Here is an 18,586-nt window from a genome sequence, read left to right on the forward strand (position 1 = left end):
CCGGGATTAAACGCCAAGCTTAGCTTCGTCAGGGCGGAGTTCCAGGCCTGAGGATGACGGAGGTGTAGTGGTTGGCGAAGAAATATGCGTAGGACAGGCCTTCGTCGATATTGCCGAACTGGTCGCTCATCATGGTCATCAGCGCCGTAGTGCGGGTGCCGTCGCCGGCGTAGGCGGTGAACTGCTGGTTGGGTGGCATGCCAGTGGCGCCGATGTCGACTTCGTCGATGCCGGGGAGTGCCCGGATCAGGGCCGTGCCCCGGCCGGAGCTACCGAGGACGCGCAGGGCGAGGTTCTGCGTGCGCATGCCCAGACCTTGCCGGCCCAGGTTGAGTGTGCTGGTGGCAGGAGTGCTGCGCGCCACGTACACCAGCCCCATCGGCGACTGGCCGATGCGGAGGGTCGTGATCACCGACATCCTTTGCGTGTCGATGACGTCGACCGCGTCGGAGTTCTGCAGGGCGACGTAGACCCTGGTGTTGTCCGGGCTCGGCCAGATGCCGTGGGAACCGTAGCCGTGGTTGTGAATGACCTTCACCAGCGTGGGCGGCGCACCGTTGGGCGACCGGCGGTACACCAAGGTCTCGTTCAGTCCGCCCACGGTCTGATAGGCGTAGTCGACGCCGCCGACCGTGACGAAGTTGGGGTGGTTGGTGCGCGGCCCCGTGCGCAGCACCGCCTCCACACGGTAGGTGCGTGCATTGAGCACAGCGGTGGTCCGGCCGTTGGTGGGCATGCCGAGCCAGATCTCCCGGCCGTCGGGTGAGACAGCCTCGTCGGAGGACCCACCCGCCTGCTCGGGGATCGGCACGCGCCTGATGATCCGGCGGGAGGCCACGTCGATCACGTCCAGCACCAAGGCGCGCAGGTGGTTGACGTAGGCGAGTTTGCCGTCTGGGCTGAAGACCACCTTCGACGGCCCGTCCTCGGTGTGGATCCGGTCGACCTCCCTGCCGGCCCGCCAGTCGATCACCGAGACGTAGTCCTGGCCGCGCACCGCCACCCACAGCCGCGTGCCGTCGGGCGAGAAGAATCCCTCGTGCGGCGCCCGCCCGACGTACACGGTGCGCACTACTCGGTTGGTCGCGGTGTCAATGACATGGACGGCGTTGGTGGTCACGTCGATCACGTCGAGCCACTTCCCGTCCCGGGAAAAGCCCAGGCCGTGCACGTCGATCTGCCCGTCGTACATCGCCCCCAGCACGTCCGCGCCGGGGCTCAACCGCGGCTTGCCCAGAGCGATCGTGCCCAGCACCGTGTTCGTCGCCGGATTGATGACACTGACCGTGTTGGAGTCCTGGTCGGCGGTGTACACCCGATCGTTCCCCGAGATCGGCTGCGCCCCGGGCAGCGCCGGGGGTTCGATCGGCGTGCCATGCACTGGTTCAGAGAGCGGAACCGCTCTGTCCGTCTGCGAGGGGCCGTCGATTGACCCCACCGTGGGTCTCGGCACCGGACCGAGGTGGGAGGCCCACGGTTGCTGCGTTCTGGTTGTCGTGCAACCGGCGATCGACGCGTACACGACCGCCGCCACGATCGCGAGGGCCAAGCTGGGTTTCGCAGGCATGGCCACTCCTTGTGGTCAGGTCGCCGACCGCGGATAACCCGCGTAGAAAGCTGCCACCGGGCTCTTGGCTTGTGGGGTCTGTGCCGCGTGGCGTGAGAGGTTGCGGCAGGGGCTGGCCGCTGCGTTCGTCAAAGGCCGCTGGCGAGAGCGGCGCCTGTCATCGCGGCGCCGAGGTCACCTCCTCCGAACGCGTTCACATATTCCCGAACGCGTTACCGGTGACGCCGGTAGCCCGAATCGTCGTCGAGTCATCATGGAATCTAACGGACACTTTCGACGTGTTCACCTCGGCCGGAGGTTTCCACTCGGACGGCCCGTCTCGAACGGCGGAAAAGTGCACGGTCGTGCAGACTTCGTGCGGTGTCCGCCGAACGGGTTCACGCCGGTTCACGTCGGTTCACGGCGGGTCGACCTTAACTTAAGACCGGCGCCTCAGCCGTCGGTCGGGGCGATTCCCGTGGGGCATGAGCCGCCCCGCTCGCCGTCGGATGGGTCACTCAGCCTTGACGTCCGTGCCGCCGAGGGTGTGCTGCTATGTGGCCTGAGTCGCTTAAGTCACCCGTTGCCAGGAAGGTCTTCGCTCTTTTCAAGGACGAGCACGGCGTTGGGTGGGAGAGTCATACCGATGACTGTGACGGCCGCTCACGTCGTGCTGCCACCAAAAGATTCAGCGTCTTTACAGCTGGGCGCGCACGAACGGGCGATGGGCGAAGTCCGCTGAGCGTGCCGATGGCCTCCCCCGGTGCGCGCTGTGGTGATGTTGAGGTCGCCCGTTTCCTTCAGCTTCCCGCAGGGGGTTCCGTGCGGCCCCAGCGAGGGGCGAACACACAGGTCCGAGCCACAGTCGGGCCAGTCAAGCCGATTGTCGCGAAGACATTCCCGCTCGAGTCCGCGGCGGAGGCCCTGCAGCACCTCGTGGAGGGCCGCCGTTCGTTCGGGTGCTCCTCGAGATCTTACGCGAAATCACGCCCGCCCTGCCGGCGCCGTCGCGGCCGGGCATGTCATCAGATGGGAGCGGAAACATGAAGCAGACTCAAAAGACTCCGAAGACGTTTCTCGGCGTCGGTTACACAAGAGACCGAGCTGGGCTGCCGCTGGAGGCGGTGCGTGTTCCCGTCCCGCAGCCGACGGCCGACCAGGTTCTGATCCGCGTCGCCGCCTCGTCGCTCAACCCGCTGGAGTACAAGCTGGCCGACCTCAATTTCATGGGACGGACGCCCCCCGTCGTTCTCGGTCTTGACCTCGCGGGCGTGGTGGTCGCCGTGGGCCATGGTGTGAGTGGCGTAGCCGTCGGCGACGCGGTGGCGGCCATGGCCGATTTGAACGGTGATGGCGGCTGGGCCGCAACGGGCGGGAGCGGAAGCGAAGGCGGCTATGCCGTCGCCCGCCAATTCCTCACCGCCCGCAAGCCGCCATCCCTGAGCTTCCGCGATGCGGCGGCGCTTCCGATGGCCTTCCTGTCCGCTTTCGCGAGTCTTTTCCGGGCCGTCCAGGACGGTGACACGGTCTATATCCCGGGCGGTGGCGGCGGCGTCGGGCATCTCGCCGTGCAGATGGCGGCGCGTGCCCTGGGGGCCGGACTGGTCATCAGCAGCGGCAGTACGCCGCAATCGATCGAACTGGCCCGGCATTCCGGAGCCCAACACGTTTTCGACTACAAGCGCGACGACATCCCGGCCGAAATCGCGAAGCTGACAAGCAGCCGGGGCGTTGACCTCGTCTTCGACGCCACCTACAGCGAGCAGGGCTTTGTCGAGACCGCGAAGACCGTCCGGCGGGGCGGCAGTTGGATCGTGCTCGGCGTCGGCCCCGGCAAGACGACACGCTTGGTCGATACGCACAGCCCGGTGGATGCCATCCTGGCCGAGCGCGGCGCCCAGCATGTCAACGTCAATTTGCTGCGCTACTTCTCTGAACCCGCCACGCTCGACAGCGAGGCGCTTGCCCTTCTCCAACGCGGGATGGCTCTGGCGATGGAGTGGGCGACGCAGGGACTTGTGGTCCCGCACGTCAGCCAGACCATCGACAGCACCGTTGAGGCGATCAATGCAGGACTGCAGTCGCTTAAGGCGGGCCGTGGCACACTAGGCAAGGTGGCGGTGATCGTGGATCGCGACCTGGCCGCAGCGAAGTGACGGGCAGACGCCTGTTCTCCCACGATGATGCGCGCAGGCGAGCGACGAGTTCGGTGGCGTGCGCACGCACACCATCCCCGAAGCCTTGGCGATATCGATCGCGGCGACCCGCTCGCCCCGCTCGGTGGCCTGCTCGCTCACCTCCGCCGTGCCCGCCTTGATGTCTTGCTGTCCAATGTGGGTCAACCTCCCGTAGCGCGCTTCTCGGAAACGGCCCGACGGATGACGACCGCCGGGCCGTTGTCGTGCCGGGCCTAGCGCAGCGTCTCCGCTACACGGTCACGCAGCCGCTCATCGCTGAGGCTCGGCGTCTCCCGCCACGCAGCGTCCGTGACCTCCTCCGTCTGCAACTCGGCCACATCCGCGTCCGTGCGGGACAGGAACCGAAAGTCGATGTGCTGGTGATCCGCCTCGCCCTTGGCCCGGTCGGCGGGGATCGGGTGCCCATCGATGTGCACGGGCCGACCACCCGCCGCGGAGACGAGCGGCGACGGGGATGCCGGTCTCCTCCGTCAACTCCCGCAGCGCCGCGCCCAGCAGCGTGGCGTCATCGGCCTCCAGGTGGCCGCCCGGCAGTAGCCACTTGTCCAGCAATAACGAGGGCCGTCACCCGGTCGCTGTAGTACTCCCGGCCGCGCACGGGTAATTCACCAGCCAGCCGCAGCGTGGCTTTCACCGATCGCTCCAACTCCAAGGCGACCGCCGCCGGCAGGCCAGTGAGCGTATCGAGGCCCTGGAGGCGGCCGGCTGCACGAAGATCTTCGCAGGAGAAGATCAGCACCCGGGTCAAGCACCGCCCCGAGATGGCGGCCGCGCTCAAGCTCGCGCACGACATCAAGGAGACCGCGCCGGACCAGGTGGTCATCCTGCCGTGCACGAGATGAAGCGCCTGGCCCGCAACGCGGCCGAGCTCATGCAGCTCTCCGCCGACCTGGGAGAAGACCGGCATCCTGCTCGAACTCCTCACCGCCCGCCGGGCCCCCAGGAAGGTATGGAAAGGACGGGCGGGACGACGCCCAGGGTCCGGCCGGACCGCCGCCGAGCGGCTGGACGTTCACCTACACGGATGCGCTCGGGAAGAGCGCGACGTGCAACTGCACGCCGGACAGTCCTGGTTCGGCCCACCACGGCTGCACACCGGGATCCAGCTCAGGGCCCTTGTCATCGCCTGCTCTGGGTGGTTTGGGCGCGGTGACGCTGCTGCTGTCGGCCGCGTACCGGCGGCTCGGCCCCCGTGTCGACTGATCTGCTGAGCTTGCCCCCGTCTGGCCTCACGGCCGGGCGGGGACGTTCTGCTGCGTCTATGTGGGCCGCACCCGCGTGTGGGTGACCTGCGGCCACGTTCGGGTGTGCGGCTGGTCGCCGTACGAGTGTGATCGCTCTTCGCTGGTGGCGTCGTGCCGCCGTTGCCGGTCTTCTACCGCAGCCGCCTGAAGTTGGCTCCGGTGGTGCTTGGCTGCATCCGGGGCGGCGCAATAGCTGATCAACGCGGCTGCGACCTGCGGGCGACGATAGCCGGTCGGCTTTCTGACGTGCTGCCGAGCTGTCGGCAGTTATCGGCCTTGGCCATTGGGTGCCCTTCCCCGTCGGCAGCTGGCCCGGGGAAGGGCACTCCTCGATACACCGGCCCTCGCGCCTGCTACGGAGCGGTCCCCGTGTCTGTTGGAGCAGCCCCGGACTGTGTTGAGGCAGCAGCCCCGGACTCACAGCCGCATGCGGCGGCCTGTTCGGGAGTAAGCCCTAGTACTCCCGCGGCTGCTGACGCGGCCCCAGGTGAGATGGTGGGCTGCGTGGTTTGCGGCGCACCGAACTCTGTCAGTGGAGACGCTAGAGGGCTTCCAGGAATCTTTCCGAGCGGAGACGCTAGAGGGTTTCCAGGAACGTTTGTCAGCTGTGAATAAGGTCCACTCTGCTGCGGCCTAGAAACACTTTCAGGCCCGGTCGCCGGCGGGGTGGTCGTTGCCGAGGGTGCGGTCGACTGTGCGCCGCCCTGCTGCGGAGCTGTCGCGGGCGCGGTAGTCGTTGCCGAGGGCGTGGTCGACTGTGTGCTGCCCTGCTGCGGAGCTGTCGCCGGCGCAGTAGTCGTTGCTGAGGGCCCGGAAGTAACTACGGCATGCGTTATTCCGTAGAGTCCGATATTTCCCAAAGATTTTGCTTCGTTGTAACCGAAACCGTACCCCTCGGCCTGACCACGGTACTTCCCAAGGTCGTATTGGGTCATATGCCCCGAGGGGGCTGGAACGGGCGTGTAGGACTTCCCGCTGTAATAGTCGGTCTTGCCTTGCTGTGCTCCAAGGTGGTAGCCATCAGCGAAGCCGCCGTTGTAGTCGTTGGGATTGGATTGGCCTCCTTGTCCGACGTAGTCGTGGATGGCCGGGGTTGCTACCAGTGCCTGCACTTGGGGCGGGGGAGCCTTTGCCAGCGCTGGGCTGACGCCGCCGAAGAGGGTGCCGGTCGCCAGCGCGGCGACTATGGCGGCACCGGCCGCTCGCTTGCGTTGCTTGGCGGACTTGCTGGACATTTCAACTTTTCCTTAACATTTCGACTCTCTTTTAATTGAGGCTACGGCGGGGTGTTGGTATCGCGAGGGGGTCGAACGGCCCATGGCGCGTGAGCCTGTCGGGCACCACATCTGCAGCGGGTTCACCCATGCCCTGTCCATCCGTGACAGCAGTACTAGATCGCCTGTGACGGCGCCCTGACGGGCTCCGCTATTCGATCGTTTGTACGATTACGGCATGGCTGAGGAGGGCATTTACGCGGGCGCCGGGCCGTGGGCGCGCGTGCAGCTGCCTCGCGGCCAGAACCTGCGGGTGGCCGTGACCGGGCGCCGCCGGGTGAAAGGCGGCTGATGGTACGAGTATCTCTACTTCGATCACCTTGTGAGGCACGTGAGTTGGTGCTGGCTTTCGGGCTGAACATGGCTGGTATCAGTGATGTCCGGGCGGCATTGGCGTCGTTGGCCAGCTCGTGAGATTTCATGCCGAGCGGGCGGTCTTCCCGCGGGATGGTGCTGTTTCGTGGGTCGTAGTTGATGAGGGCTTTCAACTGCATCCGGGAGCCACGGCATTCTTGGCTGCGGTGCAGGGACGGGGCGGGTCGGCGAACACGGAGCGCGTGTACGCGGGCCGGGTTGCTCTCTATCTGATGTGGTGTTCAGAGCGGGGGGTGGATTGGACCCGGTCGGGATTTGAGAACCTGCTCCGGTTTCGGGAGCGGCCAGTCAGAGAGCCGGTGGTGACGCGCGCCAGTCGGCCGCGTTTCCGCAAGCCGACTTTGCGCATCGAGCCGCCCTGCCCCAGACGACCCGCAAGGAGTACCTCGCCGCGAACCTAGAGACCTGGCGCGTCCTGAACGGCGACGCCCTGCCCTTCGACGAGCCCGCCGCCCGCCGCTTCCTCGAAGCCTCCTACAACCGAACCCGCGACCTCGCCGCCGCTGACCACCACGACGTGGCCGCACGACAGATGACCGACGACCGCCTGGCCCCGCTGTCCTCGATCAAGGCCCCAACCCTGGTCATCCACGGCACAGAAGACCCACTGCGCCCGCTGCCGCACGGCCAGGCGCTCGCTGAGCAGATCTCGCACGCCCGCCTGAAGGTGATTCCCGGCATGGGACACTCACTGCTCTCCCCTGGACTGCCCCGACGGATCGGGGAGATCATCCTCGAGCACACGGCGTCACCGTGAGCACCTCAGCGCCTCGCAAGAGCGTGTTACAAACTCTCAGGGGAGATGAAGCCCCTGGAGCGCACCACCGGTCTTCAAGCTTCAGCTCGAAGCGGCCTGGTACGCACCGAACTGCGCGGTGACCGCACGCTGCTGAGCGGGACAGCGCTCACCGTCATCGACGCCGAACTGCTCACTCCGGCGCCGTAAGTCAGCTGGTCCGGCTGACTGGTTACAACAAAACCGTTCCCGTGGCCCCCGGTGGCGGGCCGGTGGGCAAGGGGAATCCGAGGCGTCACCCCTGTCGGCTTGCTCTCTCCAGCCCGTCGAGGATCAGGTCGAGCCCGAATGCGAACTCGTCGCCGTAGTCGTAGCCGGGGTGCAGCACCTGCTCGGTCACCAGCTCGGCCATGTGCGGGTACTGGTCGGCGGGGGCCTGCGCCAGGATGGCCTGCGCCAGCTCCGTGGCCGAGCCGGGAGTGTCGAACGGCAGGCTGCGCTCCTGCAGGGCGAACCCGTAGATGTAGCTGTCGAGGACCGAGTACGCGTGCGCGGCCAGTGCAACGGAGAAACCCGCCTTGCGAAGGCACCCGAGGACGGCGTCGTGATGGCGCAGCGTCGCCGGACCGGGTGAGCTCCGCGACTCCATCAGGCCGATCGCCCATCGGTGGCGGGACAGGATCCGGCGAACCTCGACCGCCCGTTGCCGCATCGCTGTCTTCCAGTCGTCCTGAGGGGATGGCAGGTCGATCTCGCCGAAGATCAGGTCGACCATGCCGTCGAGGAGATCTTCCTTGTTGGCCACGTGCGTGTAGAGCGACATCGCCTCGACCCCGACCGCCTCGCCCAGCTTGCGCATGGTGAGCGCCTCGAGCCCGTTCTCGTCGGCCAGGGCGACAGCCGCGTGCAGCACTTTCTGGCGGCTGAGTGGGATGCGGGGCACTCGGTCGCGCGCGGGCCGCGGGGGCATCTGGGTCCTCCTGTCGTCGACCTTGACAACCTTACAGAGTAAGGATCAACCTTACGACGTAAGGACATCAGACTCTGGAGCGTCGCAATGCAGCGCAAGCAGTTCGACAGCCCAACCCAGTCGGCGACTCTGGCCGCCGCGGGGACGACGATGAAGTCGATCGTCCAGGACCGGTACGGGCCGGCGCCCGAGGACGTACTGCGGCTCGCGGAGATCGACACGCCCACGATTCGGCCAGACGAGGTCCTGGTCAGAGTGCACGCGGCCAGCGTGGACCGGGGTACATGGCATGTGATGGCCGGCCTGCCCTATCCCATCCGGATGGCAGGGTTCGGTCTGCGCAGACCCAAGAGCTCCAACCCGGGCCGCGCTCTCGCTGGAACGGTCCACACCGTCGGCGCCGGTGTGACCGGCTTCAAGCCGGGTGACAAGGTGTTCGGCATCGGCAGCGGCTCGTTCGCCGAGTACGCGCACGTGCGACCCGACAAGCTCTCCCTCAAGCCGGCAAACCTCTCCTTCGGCGAGGCGGCCGCCGTGCCCGTTTCCGGGATCACCGCCCTGCAGGCGGTGCGCGACCACGGGCGAGTCCGGGCCGGACAGAAGGTGCTGATCGTCGGCGCATCCGGGGGCGTGGGTACCTTCGCCGTACAGATCGCCAAGGCATACGGAGCCGAAGTGACTGCCGTGAGCAGTACCTCGAAGCTCGACCTGGTCCGCGCCCTCGGTGCCGACCATGTCATCGACTACACGCGAGCGGACATCGCTGAAGGTCAGGGCTGCTACGACGTCATCCTCGATATCGGGGGCAACCGCCGACTGTCACATCTCCGCCGGGCCCTGACCCCGACGGGGCGACTCGTCATCGTCGGAGGCGAGACCGACGGACGGTGGCTCGGCGGCATCGACCGTCAGCTCCGGGCTCATGCGCTGTCTCCGTTCGTCGGCCAGAACCTCGGCACCTTCGTCGCTTCGGAGAACTCCGCAGACCTGACGGCCATCCGCGAGCTCATCGAGTCCGGCAAGGTCACACCCGCGATCGACCGGACCTACCCGCTCATCGAAGTCGCCGCAGCCATCCGTCACCTGCTGGACGGACGGACCCGCGGCAAGGTCGTGATCACCATCTAGCTTGATCTTTAACCTCGAGTCTCGAACGATGCGTCGAACTTGATCACTCGCGTGGGTAACTGCCGTACACCCAGGCGGCCTTCGTCTGACCATGTGCTCCGACCAAGGAACGCACATCACCAGCACGAAGACCGTGGGATGAGTCTGCAGCCCACCGAGGTGGCACCTTCGCGTGCGCCCGTCCGGCGGCGGTCCACGATCGCCGCGGGGGTCGTCGCCGTCGGCATCGTCGGCATGGCGGGCGCCGTGGCCGCCGCAGTCATGGCATCCGGGCACGACGGCCAGAAGGGCACAACCGATTCCCCCGCCTCCCAACGGCCCACCTCGGAGTCGACCGCGCCCGCCACACCGTCGCCAACGAACGGAATCGACACCGGCGCCTGGTACGCGATCACCAACACCAACAGCGGCCAGTGCGTCGACGCCACCAACGCGGGCACCAGCAACGGCACCACCGTTCAGCAGTGGTCCTGCGGCAACGCCCAGGCCAACCAGGCGTGGAAGTTCATCCCTACCAGCGACGGCTACCACGCGGTCATCAACCGCAACGCACCCTCGCTCGCCTTGGACGTCGCCGGTGGGCCGAGCGCGACCGCGAACGGCACACCGATTCAACTCCGGACCTACGGTGGCGTCATCAACCAGCTGTGGAAGCCGGTGCCGCTCGGAGATGGGAAGTGCGAGTTCATCGCCAAGAACAGTGGCTCGTGTCCGGACGTGACCAACCAGTCCACATCCAATGGCACGCAACTCCAACAGTGGCAGTGCACAACCAACGACGGCGCCCAGACCTTCACGCTCAACCAGCGGTTCTGATCGCGTCCTTGGGCAGCGGTCCGCGTACCGCTGCCCATAGTGCGAGGTCAGCCGGAGCCCGTGTACTTCGTGCTGATCCGCTCCGCGAGTTCCTGGCTTTGCTGTAACGCGTCGTCGACGCTCATCCTTCCGGCGATTGCCGCGCTGATCCGTTGGGAAACCTCGTCACCCAGGCCGGAGAACTCCGGTATGTCGACGAATTGAACCCCGGTGGTCGGCCGCGGCTGAATGCCGGCGAAGTCGGGATTCACCGTGTTGATGGCGTTCAGGGTGGCGTTCGCGAATGCCGCGGCCACTTGGGCGTACTGAGAATTCCGATACGTGGAACCGCGTTTTCCTGCGGGGACCCTGGACCAACCCAGTGTGTTGCCAACGAGGTTCTCGTAGCCCTTGCTGGAGGCCCATGAGATGAACTTCCATGCGTCGTCCCGGCGTTGACTCGCCTTCTCCACGGCCCAGGCCCAGGTGTAGATCCATCCCGAGTCGGTCGTGTCCTCGACCGGAGCGGGTGCGTAGCCGATGTCTCCCTTGACTGGGGAATCCGACTGCTCCAGCGTTCCCGCGGCCGCGGTGGAGTCGTACCACATGGCCGTTCTGCCATGCTCCATGTCGTTCAGGCACTCGGAGTAGCCGGCCTGCGCGGCTTTGGCTTCGCCATGCTGGCGGACCAGGTCGACATAGAAGCGCGTTGCCTGTTTGAACGGGTCGCTGGTCAGCTCCGCATTCCAGTCCGCGGCGAACCAGGTGCCGCCAAAGGTGTTCACCACCGTCGTCAACGGTGCGATCACCTCGCCCCAACCCGGCTGCCCGCGCAGACAGATGCCCTTCATGCCAGGCGCCGCGCCGTCCAACCGGGCCGCCATGCTGGCGACTTGGGCCCATGTCGGATGGGCCGGCATCGCAAGGTTCTTGGCGGCCAGGAGGTCCTTGCGGTACATCAGGAAGGACGACTCACCGTAGAAGGGTTCCGCGTAGACCTGGCGGGAAACGGTCAGGGACTCTTCCATGGGCGCGAGGATGTCGTTCTGGTCGAAGGACCTGTCATCCGCGGCGTAGCCGGTGAGTGGAGCGAGCCAACCCGCCTTGGCGTAGATGGGTACTTCGTAGTTGCTGAGGGAGGCAACGTCGTAACGGCCGGACTGGCGGGAGAAGTCCTTGTTGCCTTCGTCTCGTAAGTGATCCTCGGGCAGCACCGTGAAGTTGACTTTGATACCGGTGGCCTTGGTGAAGTAGGTCGCGGTCAGTCTCTCCAGGTCGAGCATCTGCGGGTTGTCGACCATCAGGACGTTGACGGTGTGGGGAGGCCGGTGGCTGCGGTCGCCCTGCGCCCCACTGCACGCGGTGCTCGACAGGATGGTCGCGCATGCGACGGCAGTCGCGCTGACGGACATATGGTGGCCGGACGGACTGAACGACATTGTTCGTCTCCTGTGGGATGAGTGAACTGGCACGTTGCGGCCCTGCCGTGACGGGGAATACCCGCGCGCCGACCGGCTACGCCCAACCGCGGCCAGCTGAGCCACCGCAGGGGCGAGCGCCGACGTCTGCCATGCCCCAGCACCACCACAACCAGGGCCACTGCGACGAGGAGCGGTTCGCCACGGTGATGCTTCTCGATGACGAGGACATCGCCCGCAGAGGCATGACGCTGACGCTCGCGGCGTCCCAGAACATCCGAGTCGTGGCCGAATCCCGCGCGAGCCGGGCACCGCTGGTGCCGCAATCCGGGCGCCTCGCCCGAACTCACCCAGTCCGTCGCTGTGGAGGCGGTTCCGGTACCGGTGGACAAAGCGATGTGGTCACGCCGTATCACCGTGCAGACCTCCGAGAATCCAGGGTGGTGCGGCCCTGACAGGGGCACCTTCGACAGACCGCCCCGTGCCACGTTCCCCGCTATGGGGTTGACGAGGGACGGGGCGGCCTGCGCCGGTCTGCCCGCCCCAATCGGGCAGACCCTCACCGTCCCTCTGAGGGGGGAGAGACGGAGCTGTGCGGTCGGCCGTCCGCGCAGCGGGGCCGACGGTTGAGCAAGGTTCGGCGACGGGCTGTTGTCCTGTCTCCCGTCACGGATTGCGACGCAATGCGCTCGCGTCCTTGACGGCGGCCCGTAAGTTCCCTACGTCGGTGATGAGTTGACGGTCAGCGGGGGAGAACAGCCAGTGCGGTCCTGGCCGTCTGACACGGTGCGTCGACGGCACGACCAAGTGATGCGTCACACCGAGTGGACGGGTTTCGGGGACATCCCACGCGGTGGCCGCACCCTTGCTCACGAACCAATAGAGGGCGGACCCGCACGGGTCCTCGATGACGGCGCCGCTGTGTCTCCCGAGAATTCTCAGCACGTCCATGCCGATGGTGCGCGGCACGCGGATGGCGTCCCAGTCGACTCCGGCGGGCACCAACCGGCAGTCGGCCACGGTAGGCAGGGTCAACGATCTGGATCTGTGACAGTGCATGCGGCTCGGACTCCTCGTCGTCGTCCTCGGTGGACTCGTTCGACACGTCGAGCAGGCGTCTTGTCACAGCGTGAACGCTCGCGGGATCCGGCACAGCCTCAATGGGGGTGGCTTTCCGGGCAGTCGGCCCGCACGAAGGGGCTCCCGGGCGGTCGGCTGCCCCGTCACGAGGCCGGCACGACCTCGGTCACCCGATCGTGCGCACCAAGCCGTCCCAGGCGCCGCGCCGATAGCCATTCGCAACGCCGTCCGGCGCGCGGATTCTGTGGTGAGCGAGCTGCCCACGTGCTCAACGGCAGCGAGCACCAGGCACATCACAGCACATCTCTGAGAGGATCCCATGTTGGCCTCACGCACCTACGTCACCGCCGTCACCGCGGCTGTCCTGCTCACCGGGACCACCGGCACGGCGCTGGCCGCCCCGGCGCACGGCGGTGGCCGGGCGAGCCACCTTGCCGCCGCTCCCAGCGCTGCCGCCCCCTTCAGCGACGGCAGCTTCGAGAACCCCAGGCTGGCACCGAACTCGATGCGGACCTTCACGACGGGGCAGTCCATAGGCCCGTGGAAGGTCACCCAGGCGACGGTCGATCTGGTCGACGGGCACTGGCAGGCGGCTGACGGACAGCAGACCGTGGACCTCAACGGCACCGAGCAGGACCTCCCCAACACCCACCCGGGGGCCGTGTCGCAGACCTTCGCCACGACCCCGGGGGCCACGTACACGGTGACGTACGCGCTCGCCGGAAACCACGAACGAGGACCGGCCGTGAAAACGGGCAAGGTCCTCGTCGACGGGCAGGACTTCCAGGACTTCTCCTTCGACACCACCGGAAAGTCCGCCACGGACATGGGCTGGGTGAAGCGGCAGGTGACCTTCGAGGCCACCGGCAGTTCGACGACCCTGACGTTCGCCAGTACCACCGCCCACACCCCGAGCGGACCGGTCATCGACGACGTCACGGTCCACCGCTGCAAGCCCTCGTGCTGCTGCTGCGGCTGATGACGGCCAACGTGGCCGCTGCCTGACACCACCCCTTGCTCAGGCTCTCGACGTTGACAGTGGCCCGCCCGAGCGCGGGCCACTGTCAACGCAGTCGGCGGGGCTCGTCCAGCTCCACCGTCAACGGAGAAACAGATGGAACTACAGACCGCACCGGTATTGATCACTTTCGGGCTGTTCATGTTCGTGATGATCGGGATCGGTGTCCATCAGGAGACCGAGACTTTCGCCGACTTCGCCCTGGGCGGCCGTCGGCTCAACCCAGTGGTGGCGGCCCTGTCCGCGGAAGCAAGTGACATGTCCGGCTGGCTGTTCCTGGGCCTGCCCGGAGCCGTGTACGCCGGGGGGATCGGCGCTACCTGGATCGCGGTCGGCCTTGCCATCGGAACGTACCTGAACTGGCGGCTGGTCGCCCCCCGTCTGCGCACCTACACGGAACTGGCGAACAACGCGGTGACGCTCTCCGCGTACCTGGAAGAACGCTTCGAAGACCACGGAAGGACGTTGCGCACCATCTCGGCAACGGTCACCGTCGTGTTCTTCACCGTCTACGTGGCGAGCGGCTTCGTCGCCGGCGGCCTGCTGCTCAACCAGATATTCGACGTGGGATTCGGGTTCGGGGTCACCGTCTTCGCCGTCGTGATGGTCACCTACTCCGTGCTGGGCGGCTTTCGCGCCGTGAGCGCATCGCATCTGCTACAGGGCACGTTGATGCTTCTCGGGGCGTTCGCCGCTCCCGTGATCGGTGTCTGGCGGCTCGGGGGCCCGGGCGCGCTGCACCGCTCGCTGGCCCACGGGTCTCCGGCACTGCTCGACCTGGGGGCGCAGGCCAGCTTCGCCAACGGCCAATGGGATGCCGGCAAGCCGCTCGACGCCACCGCGGTGATCTCCATGCTCGCCTGGGGGCTCGGCTACTTCGGACAGCCGCACATCCTGGCCCGCTTCATGGCCATCCAGAACCCACGCGACATTCCCAAAGCCCGGCGCATCAGCGCGGGTTGGGTGGTCCTCGCGCTGGCCGGCACCAGCCTGGCGGGACTCCTGGGCACCGTCCTGATCCACCAGCCGCTCACCGATCCCGAGACGGTGTTCATCGCGCTGTCCACGCAGTTGGCCAACCCTTGGCTGGCGGGTGTCCTGCTGGTGGCCGTGCTCGCCGCGATCAAGTCCACCGCCGACAGCCAGTTGCTGGTCACGGCGACATCCATCACCGAGGACTTCTTCCACGCATACGTACACCGACGCGCATCGGACGCGGCGTTGTTGTGGGTGGCACGTGCGGGCGTGATCGGGGTTGCGGCGGTCGCCTACCTGATCGCGTTGAGCGGCGGCGCCGTGTTGGACATCGTCTCCTATGCCTGGGCGGGTTTCGGCGCCGCCTTCGGGCCGGTGCTCCTGCTGTCGCTGTACTGGCCCCGGATGACGAAGGCCGGAGCGACAGCGGGCATCGTGACGGGTGCGCTCACCGTGCTCCTGTGGGGCCAGATCGATCCGCTCCTCGGCCCGTTCCGGACCGGTGTGTACGCGATGGTGCCGGGGGTGGTCGCCGCCACTGCCGCCGCGTTGTGCTTCGGCGCCTTCGCCGGCCGCCCTCCGCAGCAGCGGTATTGGGGCGACATGGGGCATTCAGTGGCGAAGCACCGCAGGCGCGACCATGCCTGAGTAGCCGTCAGAAGATTCTTGTACTTCTTCCGTCATAGTCCGGCACCGGATCCCACTGTGTAGACGTGGACACGAACGGTGAAGCACTGCGACGAGCGATGACGGTTGTCGATGCGCAAGGGGCCGAGACGCCCATACCCGGAAATGACAGCACCGGTGGCCCGAGGGGGTACCGCGGTACCGACCCGCGACGGGCCGAGGATTCAACGGTCGACGTAGCGGAAGGGCTGTTGGGAATCGCCTCGCGTTTGGTCCAGGACGCCCAGGGGGGCGCGGACACCGCGCGGTTCGAACAGGTGGCAAGCAGCATTGGTTCGGTCACCACGGACTGGTTGCGGCGGGCGCTTCGCACCGCCTGGGCCGGCAGGTCTCAGGGAGCGGACACGCCAGAGGTGGAAGTCCTCCGTGTCTGGGTCCGCGCGTTCCTCACGCTGCTCGATGCCGACCAGGAACCGGCCAGGCAGGAACCCAAGGCCGCTCTGGACGCCGTACCCTTCCTCCCGACCAGTTGGCAGCATTTGGCCCAGCCGACATCCATGCATCTCACCCAGCACCAACCCAAAGTGTCGACCTGGTGTTTCGGCGGATTCCGGATGGCCGTCGGCGACCGGCTGATCGACTGGACGAAGGTACGCCCGCGCGCCCGCGCCGCGCTACGACTGCTCGCCGTGCGCGCCGGGCAGCCAGTACACCGGGAGACCTTGATCGAGGCGCTCTGGCCCGACACGCCCGCCGAGTCGGCCACGGCCAACCTGCAGGTGGCCATCTCCAGCCTGCGCAGCCTGCTGGAACCGGACCGGGAGCGACGCAAGCCACGGCTGGTGGTCCGCGACGGCGACGCATACCTGCTCAACCTTCCTGCCGACGCCTACCTCGATACTCTCGCGTTCCAGACCTCGTTGGCCTACGCACGGCGGGCGAGGTCCGCCGGGGACACCGCCATGACCCTGCAAGGCCTGCGGAACGCGCTCGCCGTATATCGCGGAGAACTGCTCCCCGAGGACGGACCGGCCGAATGGCTGCAACAGGACCGGGAGATGTACCGGTACCAGGCGGCCAAAGCCGCCGCTGAACTCGCGGCCACGGAACTTGAGGTCGGTAACCCGCAGGAGGCGGTGACCGCGGCCGAGATGTGCCTGGCCGTCGACCCCTGCCATGACCAGGGTTGGCACCTGCTGATCAAGGCCTACGGACGCATCGGCGCCCCCGCCGCGGCGGAGCGGGCTCGGCGCCGCTACACCGACATGCTCGCCTCACTCGGCATCGGCACCGACCAGCCGGTCATAGCGTCACCGAAGGCTCCATCTCCCGCTGCACACCGGGGAGTTGTGGCGAAGCGCTAGGTGGTTGGTTCGATGCCTCCGGCGGTGTCCACGGACACCGCCGGCACCGTCGGCGTGCTACGCCGGCACGACCCTGACGGCGTCGATCGTCGGCCCGCATCTGCTGTTCGGGTCGGTGGTGCTGGTGAAGCGCACCGTGCTCCGGGCACCTGTCGCGGTGAACGGTACGGTCTCCGGCCGCCAGCCCATGTTGGTCGCGGAGCGTCCCGTGGTGTCGAAGGTGAAGTCCCTTGTGGTCTGGGCGGCTTGTACCGCCATGTGCTTGACCGCTGGCGCGCATGTGAAGTTACCGGCGAAGTAGAAACTGACGATGTACTGCTGACCGGCGGTGGTGTTGAAGGTCTGGGCGAGCGCCCCGTTGATGGGAGCGGGAGGGTCGCCGTTCAGGTCGATCGACTGCTGGCCGTCGGCGGCCTGATAGGCGTCCGAACGCGTGATGTTCACCGAGCCCTGAGTCACCTGCCATGGGCCGATGAACTGGCCGGCACGGTAGAGGACCACGGGGGCGTTCGCCGCCGGCGCCTCGAAATCGCCGTCGGACACCAGTGGAGTGGGGTTGGGGGACTTGGACGCAGGCGCCGAGGGGCTCACGCCGGTCTGCGACGGCCTGGAGCTTTCCCTCGGGGCGCCCGGCGACGGGTTCGCATGCGGCCACCCCGGACCAGTGCTCGGCCGAGGCTCCAGGGGCCCACGCGGCGTCGTGCTGGGCGACACCGGCGACCGTGACGTGGGCACGGATGGCGATACGGGCCTGCGGCCCTCGGCGTGGGGGCGTGGGGCAGATCCCTCCGGCGGTAACACGGAAACGGCCACCGCGACCAGGAACAGACCAGATGCCACCGAGACGCCCATGGCACTGCCGGCCACCCTGGCCCCTTTGCCGCTTGCCAACCTCCACCAGGCCCAACCTCCGTCGTGTGGCTGGGGTGTTGGCCCTGCGCCGTCTGGCGATCCATGTGACGGCTCGGTGTCGACCAGCGAGGCGAAGTAGCCGGCGAACGCCGGGCCCAGGACCAGCGGGGCCAGAATGCCGCGCAGACCGTCGGAGACCTCGCGAAGTTCCAGCAGCAGTCCGGTACAGCGCTCGCATTGGGTGAGATGCTCCTCGACTCGGTCGCGATGCTGCTCCGCCAGGGAACCACGCAGGTAAGCGGCGAGTTTCGAGGCGCACTTGCGGCACTCGCGCTCCATGTCCAGCTCGGACAGATGCGCTTGCAGGTACTCCTTGCGCAGCCCTTCGCGAGCGCGACAGGCAAGTGCGGCAACGGCGTTGGCGGACAGTCCCAGTCGTGGCGCGACCTGGGCCGGGCTCTCCTCTTCCACCTCCGTGTGCCATAACACGGTCTGCCAGCGTTCGGGCAGCGCGGCGAAGGCCCGCCCGACGAGTGACGCCTCCAGATCGGCCAGCACCGGATCCTCGAAGGGGACCGCGGAGGCGTAGTCCTCCGGTTCCGGCGTCGGCGTGGACCGCCTTCCGCGCACCGCCGCGTTGGTGGCGATCCGTCGTACAACTGTCAGCAGATACGGCCGGAATGCCTGATTGGGTCCGCCACCGGCACGGATCGCGCCGAGTACCTGGGTGAACCCCTCGGAGGCTATGTCCTCCGCGTCCGCCGGACTGGGCGCGTAGAGGCGGGCCAGACAACAGGCTGGTCCGAGGTGCCGCTCGTAGAGAAGTCCGAAGGCGGCGTCGTCCCCCTTCCGGGCACGTTGGACGAGCTCCTCATCGGGCTGTTCCGCTGGTGCGCCGTCCCGCTGGCTCCCAAGCCCCTCGGGCCTCGGCCTGCCTGCCATCGCCCCCACTCCTCTGAACCCGCCATAGGTTCTGGCCGGTGGAC

At 67.2% G+C, this 18,586-nt stretch carries 14 protein-coding genes and 1 pseudogene; 8 read left to right on the forward strand and 7 right to left on the reverse strand.

Going from position 1 to position 18,586, the window contains the following annotated elements; genetic code table 11:
• Positions 1-28: 28 nt before the first annotated feature.
• Positions 29-1,315 carry a hypothetical protein gene (locus tag P2L57_RS02870; RefSeq protein WP_275807699.1) on the reverse strand — a complete coding sequence of 429 codons (1,287 nt, stop codon included), beginning with the start codon at positions 1,313-1,315 and terminating at the stop codon, positions 29-31.
• A gap of 1,274 nt (positions 1,316-2,589) precedes the next feature.
• Here P2L57_RS02870 and P2L57_RS02875 point away from each other — a divergent pair.
• Positions 2,590-3,702, forward strand: a complete 1,113-nt coding sequence (locus tag P2L57_RS02875) for a quinone oxidoreductase family protein (protein WP_275807701.1) — start codon at positions 2,590-2,592, stop codon at positions 3,700-3,702.
• 254 nt (positions 3,703-3,956) lie between these two features.
• On the opposite strand, the gene P2L57_RS40100 is transcribed toward P2L57_RS02875, so the two are convergent.
• Together P2L57_RS40100 and P2L57_RS02890 are read right to left on the reverse strand one after the other, a co-directional pair.
• The gene (locus P2L57_RS40100; RefSeq protein ID WP_275809230.1) at positions 3,957-4,160 is read right to left on the reverse strand and encodes an NUDIX hydrolase; all 204 of its coding nucleotides are present in this window, start codon (positions 4,158-4,160) and stop codon (positions 3,957-3,959) included.
• Between the two features lie 89 nt (positions 4,161-4,249).
• Positions 4,250-4,651 carry a hypothetical protein gene (locus tag P2L57_RS02890; protein ID WP_275809233.1) on the reverse strand — a complete coding sequence of 134 codons (402 nt, stop codon included), beginning with the start codon at positions 4,649-4,651 and terminating at the stop codon, positions 4,250-4,252.
• 2,503 nt (positions 4,652-7,154) lie between these two features.
• Here P2L57_RS02890 and P2L57_RS40530 point away from each other — a divergent pair.
• Both P2L57_RS40530 and P2L57_RS02900 read left to right on the forward strand, forming a co-directional pair.
• Positions 7,155-7,394 (forward strand): alpha/beta fold hydrolase, encoded by a 240-nt coding sequence (locus P2L57_RS40530; protein ID WP_344183936.1) that lies wholly within the window; start codon positions 7,155-7,157, stop codon positions 7,392-7,394.
• 66 nt (positions 7,395-7,460) lie between these two features.
• Positions 7,461-7,583, forward strand: a pseudogene (locus P2L57_RS02900) (oxidoreductase); the annotation flags it as partial.
• An 85-nt stretch (positions 7,584-7,668) separates the two neighbouring features.
• Here the strand turns inward: P2L57_RS02900 and P2L57_RS02905 are convergent.
• Positions 7,669-8,343: a TetR/AcrR family transcriptional regulator gene (locus tag P2L57_RS02905; protein ID WP_275807704.1), complete on the reverse strand. Its 675-nt coding sequence runs from the start codon at positions 8,341-8,343 to the stop codon at positions 7,669-7,671.
• Between the two features lie 87 nt (positions 8,344-8,430).
• Between P2L57_RS02905 and P2L57_RS02910 the strand changes: the two genes are divergently transcribed.
• Complete coding sequence (locus P2L57_RS02910) at positions 8,431-9,471, forward strand: NAD(P)-dependent alcohol dehydrogenase (protein ID WP_308292425.1); 1,041 nt, start codon at positions 8,431-8,433, stop codon at positions 9,469-9,471.
• A 138-nt stretch (positions 9,472-9,609) separates the two neighbouring features.
• On the forward strand, positions 9,610-10,287 hold the full coding sequence (locus tag P2L57_RS02915; RefSeq protein ID WP_275807707.1) for an RICIN domain-containing protein: 678 nt from the start codon (positions 9,610-9,612) through the stop codon (positions 10,285-10,287).
• A 47-nt stretch (positions 10,288-10,334) separates the two neighbouring features.
• Here the strand turns inward: P2L57_RS02915 and P2L57_RS02920 are convergent, their stop codons facing one another.
• A complete protein-coding gene (locus tag P2L57_RS02920) occupies positions 10,335-11,678 on the reverse strand; it encodes an ABC transporter substrate-binding protein (RefSeq protein WP_275807710.1) in 1,344 nt (447 codons plus the stop codon).
• Positions 11,679-12,350: 672 nt separating this feature from the next.
• Positions 12,351-12,719 carry a hypothetical protein gene (locus P2L57_RS02925; protein WP_275807712.1) on the reverse strand — a complete coding sequence of 123 codons (369 nt, stop codon included), beginning with the start codon at positions 12,717-12,719 and terminating at the stop codon, positions 12,351-12,353.
• Positions 12,720-13,083: 364 nt separating this feature from the next.
• On the opposite strand from P2L57_RS02925, the gene P2L57_RS02930 reads away from it, so the two are divergent.
• From P2L57_RS02930 to P2L57_RS02940, 3 genes are all read left to right on the forward strand, one after another.
• Complete coding sequence (locus tag P2L57_RS02930; protein ID WP_275807716.1) at positions 13,084-13,743, forward strand: choice-of-anchor C family protein; 660 nt, start codon at positions 13,084-13,086, stop codon at positions 13,741-13,743.
• Between the two features lie 135 nt (positions 13,744-13,878).
• On the forward strand, positions 13,879-15,405 hold the full coding sequence (gene putP, locus P2L57_RS02935) for a sodium/proline symporter PutP (RefSeq protein WP_275807719.1): 1,527 nt from the start codon (positions 13,879-13,881) through the stop codon (positions 15,403-15,405).
• Between the two features lie 392 nt (positions 15,406-15,797).
• Positions 15,798-16,748: an AfsR/SARP family transcriptional regulator gene (locus tag P2L57_RS02940; protein WP_275807723.1), complete on the forward strand. Its 951-nt coding sequence runs from the start codon at positions 15,798-15,800 to the stop codon at positions 16,746-16,748.
• A gap of 57 nt (positions 16,749-16,805) precedes the next feature.
• Here P2L57_RS02940 and P2L57_RS02945 read toward each other — a convergent pair whose 3' ends face one another.
• A complete protein-coding gene (locus tag P2L57_RS02945) occupies positions 16,806-18,542 on the reverse strand; it encodes a choice-of-anchor C family protein (RefSeq protein WP_275807726.1) in 1,737 nt (578 codons plus the stop codon).
• Positions 18,543-18,586: the final 44 nt, after the last annotated feature.

Source organism: Streptantibioticus ferralitis, from assembly GCF_029223525.1.
Classification (GTDB): domain Bacteria; phylum Actinomycetota; class Actinomycetes; order Streptomycetales; family Streptomycetaceae; genus Streptantibioticus_A; species Streptantibioticus_A ferralitis.